The sequence below is a fragment of the Thermoflexus hugenholtzii genome, assembly GCF_018771565.1.
In the GTDB taxonomy this organism is placed as follows: domain Bacteria; phylum Chloroflexota; class Anaerolineae; order Thermoflexales; family Thermoflexaceae; genus Thermoflexus; species Thermoflexus hugenholtzii_A.
Genome location: NZ_CP076326.1, coordinates 1,954,032 through 1,974,064 on the forward strand (window position 1 = coordinate 1,954,032; position 20,033 = coordinate 1,974,064).

At 67.0% G+C, this 20,033-nt stretch carries 20 protein-coding genes and 1 tRNA gene; 13 read left to right on the forward strand and 8 right to left on the reverse strand.

Going from position 1 to position 20,033, the window contains the following annotated elements; genetic code table 11:
• Positions 1-26: 26 nt before the first annotated feature.
• On the reverse strand, positions 27-926 hold the full coding sequence (gene pdxS, locus KNN16_RS08945) for a pyridoxal 5'-phosphate synthase lyase subunit PdxS (RefSeq protein WP_088571443.1): 900 nt from the start codon (positions 924-926) through the stop codon (positions 27-29).
• Between the two features lie 350 nt (positions 927-1,276).
• On the opposite strand from pdxS, the gene KNN16_RS08950 reads away from it, so the two are divergent.
• The 8 genes from KNN16_RS08950 (at position 1,277) to KNN16_RS08985 (ending at position 8,322) form a co-directional block, all read left to right on the forward strand.
• The gene (locus KNN16_RS08950; protein ID WP_303896463.1) at positions 1,277-1,645 is read left to right on the forward strand and encodes an Asp23/Gls24 family envelope stress response protein; all 369 of its coding nucleotides are present in this window, start codon (positions 1,277-1,279) and stop codon (positions 1,643-1,645) included.
• A 68-nt stretch (positions 1,646-1,713) separates the two neighbouring features.
• The gene (locus tag KNN16_RS08955; RefSeq protein ID WP_303896464.1) at positions 1,714-3,384 is read left to right on the forward strand and encodes a DAK2 domain-containing protein; all 1,671 of its coding nucleotides are present in this window, start codon (positions 1,714-1,716) and stop codon (positions 3,382-3,384) included.
• Positions 3,385-3,414: 30 nt separating this feature from the next.
• On the forward strand, positions 3,415-4,251 hold the full coding sequence (locus tag KNN16_RS08960; protein WP_303896466.1) for a DegV family protein: 837 nt from the start codon (positions 3,415-3,417) through the stop codon (positions 4,249-4,251).
• 130 nt (positions 4,252-4,381) lie between these two features.
• Positions 4,382-5,041 carry a TIGR01906 family membrane protein gene (locus KNN16_RS08965; protein WP_303896467.1) on the forward strand — a complete coding sequence of 220 codons (660 nt, stop codon included), beginning with the start codon at positions 4,382-4,384 and terminating at the stop codon, positions 5,039-5,041.
• 60 nt (positions 5,042-5,101) lie between these two features.
• Complete coding sequence (locus KNN16_RS08970) at positions 5,102-6,043, forward strand: UDP-glucuronic acid decarboxylase family protein (RefSeq protein ID WP_303896468.1); 942 nt, start codon at positions 5,102-5,104, stop codon at positions 6,041-6,043.
• A 97-nt stretch (positions 6,044-6,140) separates the two neighbouring features.
• On the forward strand, positions 6,141-7,526 hold the full coding sequence (locus tag KNN16_RS08975) for an O-antigen ligase (RefSeq protein ID WP_303896470.1): 1,386 nt from the start codon (positions 6,141-6,143) through the stop codon (positions 7,524-7,526).
• Positions 7,527-7,558: 32 nt separating this feature from the next.
• Complete coding sequence (locus KNN16_RS08980; protein WP_159461664.1) at positions 7,559-8,023, forward strand: GtrA family protein; 465 nt, start codon at positions 7,559-7,561, stop codon at positions 8,021-8,023.
• A 56-nt stretch (positions 8,024-8,079) separates the two neighbouring features.
• A complete protein-coding gene (locus tag KNN16_RS08985; protein WP_088571451.1) occupies positions 8,080-8,322 on the forward strand; it encodes a SelT/SelW/SelH family (seleno)protein in 243 nt (80 codons plus the stop codon).
• A 380-nt stretch (positions 8,323-8,702) separates the two neighbouring features.
• Here KNN16_RS08985 and KNN16_RS08990 read toward each other — a convergent pair whose 3' ends face one another.
• From KNN16_RS08990 to KNN16_RS09005, 4 genes are read right to left on the reverse strand one after another with little or no spacing between them, the layout of a single operon-like run.
• Entirely contained in the window at positions 8,703-9,782 is a 1,080-nt protein-coding gene (locus KNN16_RS08990) for a response regulator (protein ID WP_303896471.1), read from the reverse strand.
• Positions 9,783-9,807: 25 nt separating this feature from the next.
• Positions 9,808-10,509, reverse strand: a complete 702-nt coding sequence (nfi, locus tag KNN16_RS08995; protein WP_303896472.1) for a deoxyribonuclease V — start codon at positions 10,507-10,509, stop codon at positions 9,808-9,810.
• A gap of 3 nt (positions 10,510-10,512) precedes the next feature.
• Positions 10,513-11,694 carry a response regulator gene (locus KNN16_RS09000; RefSeq protein ID WP_303896474.1) on the reverse strand — a complete coding sequence of 394 codons (1,182 nt, stop codon included), beginning with the start codon at positions 11,692-11,694 and terminating at the stop codon, positions 10,513-10,515.
• A gap of 26 nt (positions 11,695-11,720) precedes the next feature.
• Positions 11,721-12,074, reverse strand: coding sequence for a 4a-hydroxytetrahydrobiopterin dehydratase (locus KNN16_RS09005; RefSeq protein WP_299286098.1), 354 nt, complete (start codon positions 12,072-12,074; stop codon positions 11,721-11,723).
• 960 nt (positions 12,075-13,034) lie between these two features.
• Between KNN16_RS09005 and tpiA the strand changes: the two genes are divergently transcribed.
• The 5 genes from tpiA to KNN16_RS09030 all read left to right on the forward strand — a co-directional run bounded on the left by tpiA (position 13,035) and on the right by KNN16_RS09030 (position 17,108).
• The gene (gene tpiA / locus KNN16_RS09010; RefSeq protein ID WP_303896475.1) at positions 13,035-13,799 is read left to right on the forward strand and encodes a triose-phosphate isomerase; all 765 of its coding nucleotides are present in this window, start codon (positions 13,035-13,037) and stop codon (positions 13,797-13,799) included.
• Positions 13,800-13,808: 9 nt separating this feature from the next.
• Entirely contained in the window at positions 13,809-14,879 is a 1,071-nt protein-coding gene (locus KNN16_RS09015) for a ketopantoate reductase family protein (RefSeq protein ID WP_303896476.1), read from the forward strand.
• Positions 14,880-14,900: 21 nt separating this feature from the next.
• On the forward strand, positions 14,901-16,016 hold the full coding sequence (locus tag KNN16_RS09020) for an ABC transporter ATP-binding protein (RefSeq protein WP_299285458.1): 1,116 nt from the start codon (positions 14,901-14,903) through the stop codon (positions 16,014-16,016).
• 55 nt (positions 16,017-16,071) lie between these two features.
• Positions 16,072-16,160, forward strand: a tRNA-Ser gene (locus KNN16_RS09025).
• Positions 16,161-16,703: 543 nt separating this feature from the next.
• On the forward strand, positions 16,704-17,108 hold the full coding sequence (locus tag KNN16_RS09030; RefSeq protein ID WP_088571460.1) for a hypothetical protein: 405 nt from the start codon (positions 16,704-16,706) through the stop codon (positions 17,106-17,108).
• 93 nt (positions 17,109-17,201) lie between these two features.
• Here the strand turns inward: KNN16_RS09030 and KNN16_RS09035 are convergent, their stop codons facing one another.
• The 3 genes from KNN16_RS09035 to KNN16_RS09045 form a co-directional block, all read right to left on the reverse strand.
• Positions 17,202-17,726, reverse strand: coding sequence for a hypothetical protein (locus KNN16_RS09035; protein WP_299285451.1), 525 nt, complete (start codon positions 17,724-17,726; stop codon positions 17,202-17,204).
• Between the two features lie 236 nt (positions 17,727-17,962).
• Entirely contained in the window at positions 17,963-18,958 is a 996-nt protein-coding gene (locus KNN16_RS09040) for an ABC transporter permease (RefSeq protein WP_303896477.1), read from the reverse strand.
• Positions 18,948-20,033, reverse strand: a complete 1,086-nt coding sequence (locus tag KNN16_RS09045) for an ABC transporter permease (RefSeq protein WP_303896478.1) — start codon at positions 20,031-20,033, stop codon at positions 18,948-18,950. The genes KNN16_RS09040 and KNN16_RS09045 overlap by 11 nt, the downstream gene beginning before the upstream one ends.

Sequence of the window (20,033 nt, forward strand, 5' to 3'; positions counted from 1 at the left end):
CCCGATCCAGGATCCCGGACAGGCGCTCACCAGCCCCGCAGGGCCAGGCGCTGAGCCTCGGTCAGCTGTCGGATGTCGATGCCATACATGGGCTCGCCGAGGTTGCGGCTGACCATGGCCAGGATCTCCGGCTCCTGCCAGTAGGTCACCGCCTCGACGATGGCCCGCGCCCGCTTGTAGGGGTTCTCGCTCTTGAAGATCCCGCTCCCCACGAAGACGCCGTCCATCCCCAGCCACATCATCAGGGCGGCGTCCGCAGGGGTGGCGATCCCCCCGGCGGCGAAGAGCACCACCGGCAGTCGGCCCAGGCGCTTGGTCTCCAGGACCAGCTCGTAGGGCGCGCCGATCTCCCGGGCGTAGGCCACCAGCTCCTCATCCCCCATTCCCTGAATGCGCCGGATGGCCCCCATGATGGCCCGGGCGTGGCGCACCGCCTCCACCACGTTGCCGGTCCCCGCCTCCCCTTTGGAGCGGATCATCGCCGCCCCTTCGGCGATCCGCCGGAGCGCCTCCCCGAGATCCCGCGCGCCGCAGACGAAGGGGACTTTGAACTCCCACTTGTTGATGTGATACTGCTCGTCGGCGGGGGTGAGAACCTCGGACTCATCGATGAAGTCCACGCCCAGGGCCTCGAGGATGCGGGCTTCCATGTAATGGCCGATGCGACACTTGGCCATCACCGGGATGGTCACGGCCTCCATGATCTCCAGGACCTTCTCGGGGTCCGCCATACGGGCCACCCCGCCCTGAGCCCGGATGTCCGCGGGGACGCGTTCCAGGGCCATGACCGCGACGGCCCCTGCCTCCTCGGCGATCTGCGCCTGCTCCGCGTTGGTCACATCCATGATCACGCCGCCCTTGAGCATCTGGGCCAGCCCCCGCTTCACCGTCACCGTCCCATAAGCGCGCTGAACTTCCTGCGCCATGGTCGCCTCCCTCAGGATCTCGGTTTCCTTCGCCGGCTGCTCTCCCCACAGCCTCCGCCCCTCCGGATGGCCTGCAGGAGAAGCGAAGGGATGATCCGTCCCGCAAGTGCTTTTCTATTTTAACGCAAGCGGTCGCGGGAAGCGGCCCCCTCTCCAGGGTCCGCCACCTCGCTCCCAAACCTTCCCCGGCGGAACCGATGGCAACTTCAGGTTAAGATAGTAACCGGATGTCCGGAGATCGCCGCCGGTCGACCCGGCTGAGCGGGCACACCCGCTCGGACATCGGACCCGGGGAAAGCGCCATGGGATGATCTCAGGGGTTTCCTGACGAGCAGGAAGGAGCGCAAGGCATGCACGAACAGAGCGCGCTGGGACGAATTGAGGTCCTGCCTTCCGCGATCGCGACGGTGGTCGCCCGGGCTCTCACCCAGTGCTACGGGGTGGTGGGGCTGGCTCCCCATCGGATGACCGATGCGGTGGCCAACTTCTTCGCGCCCGACGCCCGGCGCAGCATCCAGATCCGGGAACGGCCGGAAGGCCTAGTCATCGACGTGTATCTCATCCTGGCCTACGGCGTCCGCCTGATCGCCGTCGCCCACAGCGTCCAGCAGGCCATCAAATATCAGGTGGAGCGCATCGTCGGGCTGCCGGTCGCCGAGGTGAACGTCCACATCCAGGGCCTGCAAGCACCGCCCTCCTCCCGCCCGGGGAGGGGATGAGGGAACGCTTCCCTATGTCGGGATGGAAGAGGCAGGAGGCATAAATCCTCGCGAATCCGGAGGAAGCTGTGGAGGCCGGAGAGACTCGACCCATCCGCCGTCCGCTGCACGAGGTGGATGGGCAGACTTTCAAACGAATGATCCGGGCCGGGTTGCTCTGGCTCCGCCGGCACCACCACCTGGTAAACGCCCTGAACGTGTTCCCGGTGCCGGACGGGGACACGGGGACGAACATGCTCCTGACCATGGAGGCGGCCTGGCAGGAGATCGCTGGGATGTCGGACCGGGAGATCGGTGCCGTCCTCCAGCGGATGGCCCGCGGGGCCCTGATGGGCGCCCGGGGGAACTCCGGGGTGATCCTCTCTCAAATCTGGCGCGGGATGGCGGAGGCCCTGGATCACCGCCCCACGATGACGGCCGAGGATCTGGCTCGGGCCCTCCAGGAAGCCACCCGCACGGCCTATCGAGGGGTGATGAGGCCGGTGGAGGGAACCATCCTCACGGTGATCCGCGAGGCCAGCGAGGCCGCCGCGGAAGCCCTGGGCCGGGGCGCGGACATCGTGGAGCTGCTGGAGCAGGTGGTTCATCGCGCGCGCGAAGCGGTGCGCCGCACCCCCGAGCTGCTTCCGATCCTGAAGGCGGCGGGCGTGGTGGATTCGGGCGGACAGGGCCTTTACCTGATCCTGGAGGGGATGTTGCGCGATCTGCGCGGGGAGCCCGTGGAGCCGGAAGAACCGACGGCGGAGTCCCTGCCCTCCGGCGCCCCGGCCGCTCAGGCGCTGGAGCCCGGCGCGGAGGGCTACGGCTATGACGTCCAGTTCATCCTGGTCGGCCGAAATCTGGACGTCCAGCGGATCCGCCGCGACCTGGAGGCGATGGGCGACAGCGTCCTGGTCGTAGGGGATGCCAACACGGTCAAGGTCCACATCCATGTCCATGACCCTGGCCGCCCGCTGAGCTACGCCGTGCGATGGGGGAGCCTGCGGGATGTGGTGGTGGAGGACATGCAGGCTCAGTATGAGGCGTTCATCCGGGAGCGGGCGCAGACCCCAGAGTCCCCCGCCCCACGGGTGGCGCCCGGCCAGGTGGCCACCCTGGTGGTGGTCCCCAGCGCCGGCTGGGGACGGATCTTCGAGAGCCTGGGGGCCAGCGCGGTTCTGCCCGGCGGGCCTACCATGAACCCCAGCGCCCAGCAGTTCATAGAACGCCTGGAAGCCCTCCCCACGGATCGGATCATCGTGCTGCCGAACCATCCGAACGTGATGATGGCCGCTCAGCAGGCAGCCCAATTGACCCCCGGGAAGCGGGTGGAGATCCTGCCGGCCCGCACCCTTCCCCAGGGGGTGGCCGCCATGGTCGCCTACCGGCCGGAAGCGGATCTCGAGGACAACCGGCGGGCGATGGAGGAGGCCATGGGCCGGGTGCGCAGCGGCGCCCTTACCCGGGCCACTCGGGATGCCGTGCTGGAGGGCGTGACCGTCCGCCAGGGCCAGTGGATCGGACTGGTCGAGGATCACCTGGTGGCCGCCGGGGACGACCTGGAAGCGGTGGCCGGAAAGACCCTGGAGGAAATGGGCGCGGCCTCCGCCGAGCTGATCACTCTCTACGTCGGCACCGAGGCGGAGCCCGACCAGACCGCCTCCCTGGCGGAGGCCATCCGGAGGCGTTATCCGGATTGCCAGGTTGAGATCGTGGAAGCGGGGCAACCTCATTATCCTTATATTCTGAGCGCGGAATAGAGCGCGGATCCTCAAAGGAGAACGTCATCGATGCCGGTGCGGGTGCTGGTAGATAGCGCGGCCCTTCTGAACGCTCCCGACCTGCCGGGGGAGCTCCTGATCCGGATCCCCCTGACCATCCGGGCGGATCACCGGGCGTTTCGGGAAGGGATCGACGAGATCCCGCCGGATCTGTGGCCGCCGGCGGATCGTTCGATCGGTTTCCGTCTGGAACCGCCGGGCGAGGAGGCGCTGCGGGAGCTTTACCTTCGGCTGGCCCCCGGCACCTCCGCCATCGTAGCGGTGCTGCACTCCGGTCGGCTTTCGCCGCTGGTGGCCCAGGCCCAGGCTGCCGCCTCGGCGGTGCTGGGACGGTGCCCGGTGCATGTGCTGGACACCCAGACGCTGGGGGCGGGGCAGGGATGGATGGCGGAGACGGCGCTCCGGCTGGCCGCTCAGGGTCAGCCCGCAGAGGAGATCGTCCGACGCCTGCGGGGGATGCTCTCCCGGATCTACACGGTCTTCATCACCGAAAGCCTGGAGCCCCTGGAGCGGAACCGCTTGCTGAGCAAGACCCAGCGGATCCTGGGGACGATGCTGGGGATCCGCCCCTTCCTGATGATGGAAGAGGGAGCCCTGCTCCCTCTGGAGAAAGCGCGCTCTACGGAGAAGGCCCTGGAGAAGCTGCTGGAGTTCGCCGCGGAGTTCTCCCGGGCCGAACGGGTGGCGGTCCTGTATGGCCCGGCGCGCGCCCCTCAGGAGGCCCACGCTTTCGCCCAGCGCCTTCAGGAGGTCCTTCGGGCGCGGGAGCTCCGGGTGTATCCCTACGGGCCCTCCCTGGCCGCCTGGATCGGTTTCGACGGCCTGGGCGTGACCATCCAGGAGTAGCGGCACGGGGGGCATCAGGCCCCGCCACCTCCCTCCCGCCCCGGGCGGGCTACGGGCGCATCGTCGCCGGAGTGAGAAGGCGGAAGGGATCCTCGCCAGCCATTTGGCGGAACCGTCAGGAGGGAGATCGATGCTTTCCCGGGTGCTGTCGGCGATCGTGGTGATCTCTGTGCCGGTTGTGCTGCTTCTCCTCAACGTCCGGTTGCTGATGAACGACTGGTTCATCCGGCTGGAATACGCCCGCCCGGATTTCCCGCCCGACCTTTATGGGATGAGCCGGGAGGAGCGGCTTTCGCTGGCCCTCACCGGCCTGCGCTCCGTCACTCAGCCCCCTGGGGCCAGCATCCTGCGGGAGGTCCGGTTCGCCGACGGACGGCCGGCCTTCAACGAGCGGGAGGTCCGCCACATGCAGGATGTCTACGTCCTGCAGGGCCTCGCCTTCCGGGTCGGTGGGATCCTGACGCTGCTTCTATTGGGCGCGTGGCTGTGCCTGTGGTTCTCCCCGGGAACCCGAACCCTGGCCTGGCGCAGCCTGGGCTGGGGCGGCTGGCTCACCCTGGGGCTGGTGCTGCTGCTCACCCTGGGTTTCGCCCTGGCCTTCGACACCGCCTTCACCCTGTTCCACCGCTTGTTCTTTGAAGGGGACACCTGGCTCTTCCTCCCCAGCGACACCCTGATCCGCCTGTATCCGGAGAAGTTCTGGTTCGACGCAGCCCTCTTCATCGGCGGGCTGACTATGCTGGAGGCCGCCGTGTTGATCCTGGTCACACGGGGGCGGCCGGCGTCCTGACGAACGGAGGATGGATCCCATCCCTCATGCAGAATGAGACCCACATTTGAGGAAAGCCCCATGCGCATCCTGATCACCGGCGCCGCCGGCTTCATCGGATCCCACCTGTGCGATCGGTTCATCGCCAAGGGCCACGAGGTCATCGGGGTGGACAACTTCCTCACCGGGAACCCGGACAACATCGCCCATCTCATGGGGCATCCGCGCTTTCGCTTTATCCGGCATGACGTCACCCACTTCCTGTATGTGGAGGGCCCCCTGGACGCGGTGTTGCACTTCGCCTCCCCAGCCAGCCCCGTGGATTACCTGAAGTATCCGATCCAGACCCTTAAGGTGGGCGCGTTGGGAACCCATAACACCCTCGGCCTGGCCCGGGTCAAGGGCGCCCGCTATATGCTGGCCTCCACCAGCGAGGTTTACGGCGACCCCCAGGTCCACCCCCAGCCTGAGACCTACTGGGGTCATGTCAACCCGATCGGCCCGCGCGGCGTCTACGACGAGGCCAAGCGGTTCGCCGAGGCCATGGTGATGGCCTATCACCGGGTCCACGGCCTTCGCACCCGCATCGTGCGCATCTTCAACACCTATGGCCCCCGCATGCGGCTGGATGACGGCCGGGTGGTCCCGAACTTCATCGGCCAGGCCCTGCGTCGGGAGCCCCTCACGGTCTACGGGGACGGCTCCCAAACCCGCAGCTTCTGCTACATCGACGACCTGGTGGAAGGGATCGTCCGGCTGCTGGAGGTGGAGGAGCCGGAGCCGGTGAACCTGGGGAACCCGGAGGAGGTGAGCATCCGCGCGTTCGCGGAGATCATCAACCGGCTGACGGGGAATCCGGCCGGGATCCGCTTCTTGCCGGATCGGCGGATCCCGGGAGATCCCCAGCGCCGCTGTCCGGATATCACGAAAGCCCGCCAGCGGCTGGGGTGGAGCCCCCAGATCCCCTTAGAGGAGGGCCTGCGGCGAACGATCCGCTGGTTTGCGGAACGGCTGCAAAGGTAGGTCGAAATCCATTTCGACCTACCTCCTGGCGAATCATCGAATGCAGATGCTTCGGTGGCGGATCCGCTTATTCGGATGGGAGGCGCTCTGGGGCCTGATGGCCCTCGGAACGGGCGCGCTGACGCTGCTCGGCCCGGATCCCCGGATCCTCGGGGGGGTCCTCCTGGCCCTCCTTCTGTTCATCGGGATCCTGTGGGTCCCGGAGGCCGGGCTGGGGCTGGCGCTGATCGCCGGACCTTTCGCCCCCCTGGAGAACGAGATCGCCCGTCCTCCCCTCAACAGCGCCCAGATCTTCCTCGGCCTGGCGCTGCTGGCCTGGACCTGGAGGGGGCTGGCCCGCCGGGATCTGCGCGTCCCCTCCTGGGGTTGGGGATGGGCTTACGGGCTCTACCTGGGATACACCCTTCTCTCCCTGCTGTGGGCTGCTTCCTGGGAGGAAGGGCTGCCGGAGTGGATCAAGTGGGCCCAGATCGGGCTGGTGGTGATCCTGGTTCGAACAGCCCAGCCTCCCGTTCAGCGCGGGCTCCTGGGGGCGGCGCTCCTCTCCGGCGCCCTTCAGGCCGGCGTTGGGCTCTGGCAAGCGGTCCTGCGGGGGACAGGCCCGGAACACTTCCGCCTCCCTGGGCTTCCCTTCTACCGGGCCTATGGGACCTTCCAGCAGCCCAATCCCTTCGCCGGGATGATGGGGTTGATCGCCCCGGTGGCCCTGGGGCTGGGATGGAGCCTGTGGCGGGATCCGGAGATACAGCGCTGGAGGTGGGCCCGGCCTGTCGGGTTGGGCGCGCTGGGGGTGGGCATTCTATCCCTCCTCGGCCTGCTGGCCTCGTGGTCCCGGGGGGCGTGGCTGGGGGCTGGGATGGCCGGGCTGGTTTTGTTGCTGATGCTGCCGGCCCGCGCCCGCCACGGGCTGGCCATCGGGAGCCTCCTCATGCTGCTGAGCGCGCTGGCCTGGACCGCCGGGATGATCCCGACGCCGATCCAGGCCCGGCTGGCCGGAGCCCTGGAGGAGATCCAGGTGGCGGATGTGCGGGGGGTGGAGGTGACCGAGGCGAACTTCGCGGTGATCGAGCGGCTGGCCCACTGGCAGGCGGCCGTGGAGATGTTTCAGGCTCGCCCCTGGCTGGGGGTGGGGTTCGGGAACTACGCCGCCGCCTACCCGGCCTACGCGCTGATCCGCTGGCCGAACCCTCTGGGACATGCCCACAACATCTATCTGAACGTAGCGGCCGAAACCGGCCTTATCGGGCTGGCCCTCTATCTGCTGCTCTGGGCCGTGATCGGGGCCCGGACCTGGGCGGCGTGGCGGGGGAATGTGGGATGGCGGCGCGGGCTGGCGGCCGGGCTGATGGCCGCCTGGGCGCATTTGCATGTTCACCATTTCTTCGATAACCTGTATGTGGCCAACCTGCCCCTGTTGCTGGCCCTCTACGGAGCGTGGGCCGAGATCCTGATCTCAGAGGGGAAACCGGGAAAGAGGGGCTAAGCATTCTGTCTTCATCTCAGGAGGATCCCATCGTGGAGAGAAAAGAGGTCATCCGCTTCGCCGCCATCGATCTCGTCCCCCCGACTTATCGAAAAGAGTTGCGTCGGTTCCTGAAGTTCTGCGTGGTGGGGACAGTAGGGTTCATCGTGGACACCGGGCTCCTGAACGGGTTGATCTTCCTGGGCGGGGTGATCCCGGTGATCGCCAAGGCGATCTCTTTCATCGCCGCGGTGACCAACAATTTCCTGTGGAACCGTTACTGGACTTACCCGGAGTCCCGCTCCAAGCCCCTCTGGCAGCAGATCTCCCAGTTCTTTGTGGTGAACACCGCGGGGCTGGGGATCAACCTGATGGTGTTCGGGACGGCCTCCGCCTTTCTGATCCCCCGTCTGGGGATGAAATGGGGGGTGAACCTGTCTCAGATCCTCGCCGTGGGGGTCGCCCTCTTCTGGAATTTCTTCGTGAACCGCTTCTGGACTTTCAACGACGTCCCCTGATCGGGGGAACGGATGCCAGCTCGAGCGCTCAGAACCTTTCACGCAGGAGGGTAAAGATGCTGCGGGTGGAGATCGAGTATTGCGCGGTCTGAGGGTATCTCCCTCGAGCGGTCAGGTTGACCGAGGAGCTGTTGAAGGAGTTTGAGGGCCAGGTGGCCTCGTGGACGTTGATCCCCTCCAGCGGGGGCGTCTTCGAGGTCCGGGTGAACGGGGAGCTGGTGTTCTCGAAGAAGCAGCTGGGGCGTCACGCGGAGGTGGAGGAGATCCGCCAGGCGCTGGCGGCCCGGCTGCGCCCATAACCGGGGGGTGGGCAAAGCGCCCACCCCCCAATGAGGCCGGAAACGAGGACGCTGGTATCCAGGACGACTCGCAATGCCCTTCTCATTGCTTGGCCCTTACCGCTCGGATTTCCGCCAGGACCTCCTCATCGGTAATGCCGCGTTCCTGGGCGATCGCCCGGGCCTCTTTCACAGCGACGGCAAAGCGCTGCCTGGCCCTTTCCATCTCCCGGCGGAACTTAAAAAATGAACTCCAGCACCTCCCGGAGCTGGTCCTCAGGCAGTCCCTCCAGCTCCTGCAGGATGGTCTCACGAGTGACCGCCACGCTCCTCATGGCCTCTCTCCTTCTGACCGCAGGGATGCACCCCTTGAGCCAATATGAAAACAGGAGGGGAACAACTCAAATCAACGGAACCAGCTCCTCCACCCATTCCCGGATCCGTCGCGCGGTGGGGCTTTCAGGCTCGATCTCATGGATCGGCCGGCCTTCCTGGAGCGCCCGGTAGGCGGTCACCGGGTCCACCGGCCACGTCCGGATCGGGACGTCGTTCAGGCGATGGCGGATCTGGGCCTCGGTCCACGGCTCCGGGACCGCCCAGCGGCGCACCCAGACAGGCTCGACCGCAGGCAGACCGATGCCGATCCCCTCCAGCCCGCGGAGCACCGCCCGGGCCCGCCGCAACCCCGGCCCATGGCTCTCAAAGGTGAGGAGAACCCGCTGGCATCGGGGGAGCACCCGCGCAGCCACCGGTCCCAAAGGATCCCCCGGCATCCAGACCACAAACCGGGCCTGGGAGGTCAGCCGCTCCGCCACCCGGTCCACCAGCGCCGGACCCAGTGGGCGATCGATGGACCACACCTGAAGCCCATCCCGTGGAGCGCCCAGGCCCCGCGTGGGATCCGCGCCCGCCTCCAGCTCCTCCAGGCTCATCCGGGGCTCGAGATCAAACACGAAGGCACCCCGTCCGTTCCCCTCCACATCGATCAGCAACGTGGGGGCATGTTCGGCCAGCGCCGCCGCCAGGGCGGCGGCCAGGAGCTCTCCCGCGCACCCCGGCCAGCTCTCCACGCAGGCGATCTCCAGCGCCCGGCGCTCCCTCGATGCCGGGATCCGGATCTCCGTCAGCACCTCCTGCACCGTGCGGACCAGGGTCTCCGCAGAGACAGGTTTGGTGAGATAGGCGTGGACGTTCATCAGCTTCGATCCCACAGCGGATCCCAGCTGGGCCTTGGCGGTCAGAACCACCACCGGCATCGTCGCCAGGTTCGGCCGCTGCCGCATGGCCTCCAGAACCTCGAAGCCGTCCATCCCGGGCAGCATCAGGTCGAGGATCACCAGGTCGGGCTGCTCCCGCTCCATCAGCTCCAGCGCCCGGAACCCATCCTCGGCATAGAGGGGCTCGTGACCGGCGCGCCGGAGCACAAGGCCGATCAGCCGGCGGGCATCCGGATCATCGTCCACGATGAGCAGGCGAGCCATGGCCTTCCCCCGCGGTGGATTCGAATTACAACAGACGAGGCTGACGGCCGGCGGCGAGGACGTCGGCTCCGCCAGCGGCCAGGTGAGCCAGTCGGGTGGGCTCCGGCAGCCGGTGGCCCCGCACACAGGCCATCACCGTGGCGATGGCGTTCTCCAGCGAGATCCGGTGGCCGATGGAGACGAACACCGGGGAGGCTCCGGCCTGGGTGCGCAGGACTGCCCCGATCATCTCCTCTCCATCCCAAAGCGGTGACCATGCGCCAGGCTCATCCGGCGGCATCTCATAGCGCCCCCACAGTTTCGACTTCGCACACCCGATGGAGGGAAGATCCAGATAGACCCCCAGATGGGTGGCGATCCCCATCCGCCGGGGATGGGAGATCCCATGGCCATCCACCATCAGCACCTGCGGGGAGAGCGACAGGCGCTCCAGAGCGGCGAGGATGGCGGGGGCCTCCCGGAAGGCCAGCAGGCCCGGGATGTAGGGAAAGGTCACCGGGACCTCCGCCACCGCCTGGGCCAGCGGAGTGAGATCCGGAAAGCGGACCGCAACGGCGGCAGCGCGGGCGAGCTCCCCGCGGAAGCCCACGTCGACCCCTACGATGACCGTCCCCGGCCCCGGCATGGGCCCCTCACGGATCACCTGTTCGCGCAGCCGTTGCTGGATCGCCACGGCCTCCTCAGGGGAGACGTTCCATGGATGGGGATGACGAACCGGCAGGGGCATCGCTCACCTCGTCAGCGCGACCAGACGTCGGGCGAGCTCCCGGAACTGCTCCGCCACCAGACCCTCCGGCTGCATCATCACCATCGGCACCCCTTGATCGACCGCCTGATGGGCCAGCTCGGGAGCCGGGGAGATGAAGCCGATGGGCTCCAGGGAGAGGGCCTCCTCGATCTGGCGCCGGGTCAGGGCGATCCCCGAGGCGGCCCGGTTGACCACCACCAGACCGAGCTGTTGCGGGACCCAGCCGACCTGGAGCAGGACCTGGATCAATTCCCGAGCGTGGAGGAGACACAGGGAGGTCGGCTCCATAACCAGGACCAGATACCGCAGCTCCCCCAGCAGGGCCCGCGCCCCATCATCCAGGGTATGTCCCATCTCGAAGATCACGTAATCGCCGAGGGCGGCCAGGTGGCGGGCGATGACCCGGATGTGGGCGGCGGAGAGCATGACCGGCCGGGGCGTGTAAGGGGTCAGCAGCATGCGCAGCCCGCTGACGTGAGGGGTCAGGTGCTTCCCGATCGTCGGAGGGTCCAGCTCCTGGGGGGGATACGCCAGGACACTGGGCAACCCCAGGGCCTGAGAGAGGCGGAGCAAATGCGCCAGGCCGCCATGGGGAGCCAGGTCGGCGAGAAGCACCTGGGGGGATCGGAAATCCGGGGGCGGCGTGCGCACCGTGGGCGGCAGATGGCCGCCCCCCAGTGCCAGGGTCACCGCCGTGTTCAAGGCGACCGTGGAGGTCCCCACCCCTCCTTTCACGCCCAGGAAGCCGATGGTGGCGGCATGCACCCGCGCCGTGGCCTCCGCCTTCAGGCGGGCGGCCCGCTGGAGCAGGGCCTCAACGCGGGAGATCAACTCCGCCGGATGCACCGGCTTGGTCAGGTAATCATCCGCGCCGGCCTGAAAGCCGGCGATCTTATCCCCTACCGCCGTCTTCGCCGTGAACATCAGGATGGGGATGGCGGAGGTGCGCGGGTTGGCCCGCAGGCGCCGGCAGACCTCCAGACCATCCATATCCGGCATCATCACGTCCAGGATGATCAGGTCCGGCTGCTCGGTCTCCGCTTTGGCCAGGGCCTGGGCGCCGCTGGTCGCCGGGAGGATCCGATAGCCTTTGCGTTGCAACAGGAGGCTGATCAGCTTCACCGTCTGCAGATCATCATCCACCACCAGGATCGTCTCGGCCATGCCGGGATGCTCCGAAGCTGAATCCTTCACGATCCTCCGGACCGCCGGGCGAAGAGGGCGTCGGTCTTCGCGGCCATGATGAAGTCGTTCCGATGCAACCCACGGATCTTATGGGTCCACCAGATCACGGTGACGGACCCCCAACGGGTGACCAGGACGGGGTGATGGCCCTCGGCCTCCGCCAGCTCGCCCACCTGAAGGGTGAACGTTAGGGCCTCCCGGAAGTTGGGGAAGCGGAAGGTCCGCTCCAGCTGGGGGATCCCCTCGCGCACCACGATCTGCCATCCCGGGACATGAGGAAGCCAGGCGGCGATCTCCTCCTCCGTCAACGGAGGCTCCCCGCCCCGGCACGGCACACATTTCATTTCGGTCAATTCCATGCCTGGCCTCCCTCGGCCTTTTGAAATCCCGGATCCGCCCGGCGGGGAGGAAGCGCGATCCCTGCTTTCGTAAATTAGCATCGGGAAAGGGGGCCGTCAAACCGGGGCCTTCCAGGTTTTCCGGGCAGGTGATCGCTTTCGGCCACAGGACATGTAGGGCAACTGCTCGCAGTTGCCCTACATGCGGAAAAACTGGAAAGCCCTGCCGTCAAACCCGACCCCTTGCGGGGAACCGAAGGGGGAGCCCCCGCAACCCTTTTCCGAATCGCCTGGCCGGACCCCTCCCCTCCCATCCCACCCGGAACAGTCCGAGCATCTTTCGCCGCGACTCCAAGTGGAATCGAAGACGGAGGTTCGGGGCGAAAAGCCCCTCCTACAGAAACCATCTTGGCTCTTCCCTTCCAATGATCGGGGATTGGGATACCGGTCGGCAGCCTGCCGTGGCTCTGCGTGAACCGATGTCCCAACGAGGGCAGAGCAAGATCGATGCGGGAGGCATGGTGGTATGGGAACGTCTTTCGTCGCGATCCTTGCCTCATCGAAGACGGGGTTCGGGGCGAAAGCCCCTCCTACAGAAACCATCTTTTTGTAGGAGCGGCTTTCGCCGCAACCATTGCGTCATCGAGGATGGAGGTTTGGGACTGAAGTCTTACTTGAACCGATCGTGTGATGAGAGAAAGGAGGTAGCCTCCGCCCCTCTCCGATCATTCAGAGACATGAGCCAACCGATTTTCGTAGGGGCGGCTTTCGCCGCGAATATTCCAGGATGGAGGAAAGGGGGGTTGGGATTGAAAGCTCTCCCTTCGGAAACGATCGCCGTCGCCGTGGGGACAGCGGTTCGGGGCTGAAGCCCCTCCTACCGAAAAAACGATCCCTGCAGGACCGGTTTGGGAGGAGGAGCATGGGCCGACCTGGGTTAAGATTAGGATGAAGGCTCATCCTCCCGAAGCGAGGTGAACGATGCGGCAACCGCTCATCGCCGGGAACTGGAAAATGCATAAGACGGCCGCGGAGGGGCAGGCCCTCGCTCAAGCGATCCGCCAGGGCCTTCAAACCGATCATGTGGAGGTGGTGCTCTGCCCACCTTTCACCGCCTTGTCCGCTGTCCATGCGGTCCTCCAGGGCTCCTCCATCCGGCTCGGAGCTCAGAACATGCACTGGGAGGACGCGGGGGCGTTCACCGGGGAGATCTCCCCGGTGATGTTAAAGGAATGGTGCCGGTATGTCATCCTCGGCCATTCGGAACGGCGGCAGCACTTCCACGAAGACGATGAGATGATCCGCCGCAAGGTGGCCGCCGCCCTGCGCCACGGCTTGACACCCATCCTCTGCGTGGGGGAGACGCTGGCCCAGCGGGAAGCCGGGGAGACCGGTGCGGTGGTCGCCGCCCAGACCCGCCGCGCCCTGGAGGGGCTCACCCCGGAACAGGCCATGGGAATCGTCATCGCCTATGAGCCGGTCTGGGCCATCGGGACCGGACGGGCGGCCACCGGAGCCGACGCGGAGGAGGTGATCCGGCGCTGGATCCGGGGGACCCTTGCGGAGCAGTTCGGTGCGGAGGTGGCCCAGCGGGTGCGCGTGCTTTACGGAGGCAGCGTCACCCCGGAGAACATCGCGGAGTTCGTGTGCCGTCCCTCCATCGACGGCGCCCTGGTCGGGGGAGCCAGCCTCCGGGCGGAGAGCTTCCTGGGGATCATCCATGAGACCGCGCGGGCGAAGGCGTGAGAGGATCCGATGCCTCCGGAGGGCATCTCCCTTCAACGGATCTTGATCTTCGGCGCGGGAGCGGTGGGCGGTTACCTGGGGGCGATGCTCCAGGCTTTCGGGCACGAAGTGATCCTCCTGGGCCGCCCACCGGTTGTGGAGGCGATCCGGCGACGCGGACTCACCCTGCAGCGCCCCGACGGCCTGACCCTCACCGTTCGACCCCATGCGGTCTCGGAGCCGGAAGCGATAGATGGGGAGGTGGACGCCCTCTTCCTCACCGTGAAAGCCTATGACATGGAGGCGGCGATCGCCGCGCTCCGGCGGAAAGGCTGGGGCCGGGCCCTGCTGTTTTGCTGGCAGAACGGCGTGGATGGAGAGACCCGGCTGGCCGAGGCCTTCGGGGCCGAGCGGGTGGTGGCCGGCACGCTGACCCAACCCGTCTCGGTCGTGGCCCCGGGGATTGTCCGCCTGGAACGGCTCCGGGGAGGCGTCGGGCTGGCCCCCATGGACCGGCATCTCAATCTCCGGCAGTGGGCCGCGGCCCTGCGTCTGGCCGGCTTCCCCACCCGCCTCTATGCGGACCCGAAGGCCATGAAGTGGTCAAAGCTCCTGCTCAACCTGATCGCCAACGCCACGTGCGCCATCCTGGACTGGAGCACGGAGCAGGTGTTGCGGGATCCCCAGGCCTTCGTCATCGAACGGGCGGCCTTCCGGGAAGCCCTGGCCGTCATGCGGGCGCTCGGCCTGCGGCCGGTCTCCTTGCCCGGCTATCCGGTTCCCCTCCTGGCCTGGGCCATGTCGCACGGGCCTGACGCCCTGCTCCGTCGGATCCTGAGCGCGATGGGCGCACGGGGGCGCGGGGGGAAGCTGCCTTCCCTTCACATGGACCTGCGTCGGGGAACCCGCCTGGAAGTAGAGGCTTACACCGGGGCCGTGGTCCGTCACGGGGCCCGCCTCGGGGTGCCCACGCCGGTCCATCAGGCCCTCACGGAGATCCTGACCGGGCTGGCCGACGGCCGGGAACGCCCGGAGACATGGCGTGGGAACCCCGCCGCCCTGCTGGAACGCGCCGGCCTGGCGCCGATCCCTCGCCGCTGACCTTTGCATCGGGGGACCCGCATGGCGCGCCTGCAGGTTCTTGCCCTCACCCGACGATATGAAGGCCGAACGGTCCTGGACCATGTCTCTTTCGAGGTGGCAGATGAGGAGATCCTGGTCATCCTGGGGCCAAGCGGGAGCGGCAAGACCACCCTTCTGCGCCTGATCGCCGGCCTGGAGCCTCCGGATGAGGGACGGGTTCTCCTCGACGGCCAGGACGTCACAGCGGTCCCCCCGCACCGCCGCCGCATCGGGATGATGTTCCAGGAATACGCGCTCTTCCCCCATCTCAACGTTTTCGAGAACGTGGCCTTCGGCCTGCGCATGCAACAGCTCCCGGAGCCGGAGATCCGGGCGCGGGTTCGCGCCCTGCTGGAGCAGGTTGGGTTGCCCGGCTATGAACGCCGGGATGTCCATACCCTCTCGGGAGGGGAGAAACAGCGGGTGGCCCTCGCCCGCAGCCTGGCCCCGCGCCCGGCGGTGTTGCTGCTCGACGAGCCCCTGGGATCTCTGGATCGAGCCCTGCGGGAGCAGCTGATGGGAGAGATCCGATCGCTCCTCAAAGCGGAACGGATGACCGCCCTCTATGTGACCCATGATCAGGCGGAGGCCATGGCCATCGCCGATCGCGTGCTGATCCTGCACCAGGGGCGCATCGAGCAAATCGCCGCCCCGGAGGAGCTCTACCGGGATCCGGCCACACCCTTCGTGGCCCGCTTCCTGGATGTGGGGACCCTTCTGGAGGGTCGCATCCTCAGCGGGGGAGATCCCACGGAGGTCGAAACTCCGGTGGGGAAGCTGTGGGGACGCCCCCGCGGGACCCTCCATGCGGGGATGCGGGCCTGGGTGCTCCTCCCGCATTACGAAGGCACAACGCGAATCCTTCAGGGAGCCCCTTACGATGACAGCGAAAAACCCGGCGGCCCCGTAAACGTCCTGGACGGGCAGGTCCTCGAGCGCCGCTTTCGAGGGCTCTATGCGGAGCTTCAGGTGCAGGTGGCCGGAGGGATGCTGCGCCAGCTCCTCCCCGCAGGGAGCCTCCGAATCCATCCGGGACAGCCCATCCGGATCCACATCCCGGCGGATGCCGTGCGGATCTGGCCGAGGGACGCCGAACACGCCCGATCTCCCGGATGAAGGAGAAACCCCGTTACAGCGCGAGCAGCACAATATGGTATAATTAAAAACGCCGGGAGGGGTGGCCGAGTGGACGAAGGCGCGCGCCTGGAGAGCGCGTAGGGGTGTTCTCGCCCCTCGTGGGTTCGAATCCCACCCCCTCCGCTGAACCTTCGGGCTCCGGAGTTCGCCGCTTCCAGCCTCCGGAGCCCGCTTTTTACTCCGCTATTCTCTCAGAACGCGCGATCCCTATCCGTCTGAAGAACGCTTCGCTCTCTCCCCATCCCCATCCCCATGCCCATGGACCCTTTGGCCTCCGACCACTGGATCATTTCCTCCCATCCTGAAATTCGTCCATGGAATAAGAGTTATGCCCTTTCTCAGGGGCCCTTTGAAACCTGCCCTGAAAACGCCCTCAAATCCGGGGAAAAGGGAGAGGCGGATCGATCTACGTTCCCTCTTGACGTCTTCCGGATCCTGTGATAGGTTTAAATAGGCCGGATTTGGGCGGACAGGAGGGCCGATATCATCCGGTCGCATCGGGAAGGATTTTCATCGTTTCGAAGGTCGAGAAGGGAAGGGTTCCGGAGTGTTCATCATGAAGAGCGCCTGCGGGAGGGCGAGGACGCCTCCCGAGGTGAAGCGAGAGCGGACGGTGGTCCGTTACCAAACTCTTGATCCCATCCTATCAAACCGGAGGTTTCTGCCATGAAGGAGATCCTGGAAAGCCGCATCAATCTGCTGCGATCGCAACTGGCTGACATCGAGCAGCGTCGGGATTACGTGCAGGCGCAGTTGCGGTTGCTGGAGGATATCGCCCAGCTGCTCGAGAAATACCCCACGCTGGGGGAGGGGCTGGTCGGTCTGTTCCGGCAGACCACGATGCCGCGCCGCCGGCGCACCCGGGAGCTGGTGAACGCGCTGATGGATGTGTTGAAGACCAGCCCTCAGGGGATGGAGCTCGAGGCCATCCGCAAGGCATTGCTGGAGCGCGGGATCCAGGTCCCCGGGAAGAACGAGCAGATGCAGCGCGCCCGGCTGACCCTGATCTTCCGCAAGAACCAGGATCTGTTCCAGCGGGTTCGGCGCGGAGTCTACCAGCTGAAGGTGTAAGCAGAGGATGGGCGACAGGCCCACGCAGGAAGGGGGACGGACGCCTTCGGCGTCCGTCCCCCCGTGCCTCCGACCCTGAAGGGCGCCGCATCCTCACCCGGGATCCCAGCGGATGAGCCGATGGGAGGACCCGCTCATCGCCCCGATGTCAAGAAGCCATGAGCGGGTTTCGCGCAAGGGACGCAGGAGCAGCTGACGCTCCGCCCCCTCAAGAGGAAGCTCCGACAGGTCCTGGGCCCTGAGCAGGCGTTCCCCCGTGGTCAGCAGGAAGGTGAACCGCCGCCAGCGCCGGCTGAACAGGGGATGCGGCAGGGATCGCAACGGGCCCAGCTGCAAGAGATAATAGAGCTCCTCCGCCCGCGGATGGTCAGGCTCCTCCGGGAGCACATCCCGTCGTCGGACCAGCTCGTGGCCCCGGACCGGGGCGTAGTGCCGCACGGACCAGCGCTCCGCTTCGAAGGCGGCGGTGTGGTAGAAGGCCAGGAAATCCACCATAGGGGTCAGCGGCGGCGCATAGCGAACGGGGATCCGGTATGCGTGATGCGTCTGGATCCAGCGCCAGTCCCGCGGGCTGCGGACTACAACCACCAACACCATCGCTTCCGGGAAGAGCTCCATCCCGAGGGCTCCGGGGACGCCTCACCGTCGCGCTCTATCATGATGATAGCCACTTCGCGGATCGCTTCCCTTCCCTCCGCCCCGGAGCAGCAGGCCATCCACGTGTGGAGGCGCGAATGAGCGCATGGGCGGGGCTCCGAAAGCCGGGCGCCCCGGTTCGTGGGCGGCCCCCATCCCTTCCCCGCCCACGGAACGAGGCCCCCCTTGCCCATCGCCAGGGCTTCGCCCGTCCGGGCTTACTCTTCCTCGAAGGCCATGCCCAGGGCAGCGGGTGGAGAGACCTGGAGGCTGCGCAGGATCCGCATGGCCAGGCGGCGACCGGATTCCGGCAGGCGAGCCAGCAACGTCTGGACCCACTCCGTGCTGCCCAGGTTGGTCAGCAACAACGCGAAGATCATCAGGGGGAACGGCGCGACGTTCAGGACCTGAGAAGGAACGCCAGGGAGCTGTGGCTGGAGGACCAGGCTGAGCCACTGGAGGAGGGCGAAGAGCAGGGCGCCGAAGGCTCCGCGCACGGGATGCCAGCCTCCGAAGATGGTGATGGCCAACACGATCCAGCCCACCCCATCGATCCCGGAGATCGGGCCCTGCCAGCCGCCCTTGAGGTCCAGGGTGTAGGCGGCTCCGGCGAAGCCGACCATGGCCCCTCCCAGGACCGCGTAGGCATAACGCACCCGGGTCACCGGGACGCCTCGGACGAAAGCGGCCGGCGGGCGCTCCCCAACGCATCGGAGCACCAGTCCAGGCCGGGTGCGGAAGATCCAGATCCAGGCCAGGATCACGCTCAGCCCGGCGATGTAAACGATGGGGCTCTGCCGGAAAAGCAACGGGCCGAGGAGCGGGAGATCCTGCAGCACCGGCACCGGGAGCGCCCCCACCCGCGGCCCGGGCACGCCCATAAACGGGTTGCCCAGGAAATACGCCAGATCCCGCCCGAGGAGGGCCAGCACCAGCCCCACGGCCACCTGGGATTGGCGCAAGGTCAGGCTGGCGAAGGCCACCACGAGCGCCATCCCTGCCCCGACCAGGATGCCTGTCAGGAAGCCCAGCTCCAGGCTGCCCGTGCGCACGGCGACGGCGAAGCCGGCCATCGCCGCCAGCAGCATCGCCCCGTTCACCGAAAGGTTGACCACACCGGCCCGCTCGGAGAACGTCTCCCCGATCACCGCGATAAGAAGCGGGGCCGCTGCGGCCAGCACTCCTGCCAGACCCATGATCCACTCAGGCGCCATCCTCGGACTCCACGGTCGTTTTCGCTTGCCAGCGGGCGCGCACACCCTGCATCAGGAGGACGAAGAGGACCAGCGCTCCCTGCATCACCCCGGAGAGGGTGGAGTCCAGCTTCAGCGTGATCGGCAGCTGGATGCTTCCGATGTTGAGGGCGGCGAAGAAGAAAGCAACGGGGACCGACCAGGTTACGCGGTAGTTAGCGAGCATGGCCACCAGCAGGCCCAGGTATCCATAGCCGCTGGAGATGGGTGGGATCAGACGGTGATACACCGCCGTCACCTGGATGGATCCGGCCAGCCCGGCCATCGCGCCGCAACCCAGCAACGCAAGGAAGAGATAACGGGTGGTGGGCACCCCCAGCAGGTGGGCCGCCCGCAGGTTCTTCCCGATGGCCTTCAACCGGAGGCCAAAATAGGTGTTGCGGAGAAGCACATAAACCAGCGCCACGCTCAGGAGGGCCATCCCGAGGGCCCACGGGCTCAAACGCAGGCCGGGCAGCGTGGGCAACATCAGCCGCTCCGGGAAGGGCTCGGTGCCGCTCATCGAGCCGATCCCCGGCCGCTTCCAGGGCCCGAAGATCAGCCAGAGGATGAGCGTGGTGGCCACGAAGTTCAGCCCGAGCCCCCCGAAGATCTCGTGGACGCCGCCGTAGACCTTCAGCAGGCCCACCAGGCCGGCCCAGGCCGCGCCCCCCGCCATCCCGGCCAGGAGCGCCAGGACCAGGATGATCGGAGGAGGCAGGTCCGTATGCTGCAGCGCGCGGACCACCCCTGTGGTGGCGATGGCCCCCAGCACAATCTGCCCCTCCACGCCGATGTTCCAGAGCCCGGCGGTGAAGGTGAGCAACAGGCCGGAGGTCACCAGCATCAGCGGCACCCAGGCCACCAGGATGTCGGTGGCCCGCTTGAGGGAGCCAAAGGCCCCCTCCACAACCTGGCGATAGGCCTCCAGGGGAGGAGCCCCTGTTAGCAGCAGGACCAGCGTGGTGAACAGCAGGGCCATCAGAATCGAAAGGCCCTGCCATCCGACCGCCAGCCAGCGCGAGGTCCGCACGCGAGGCAGAAGGATCTCTTTCAT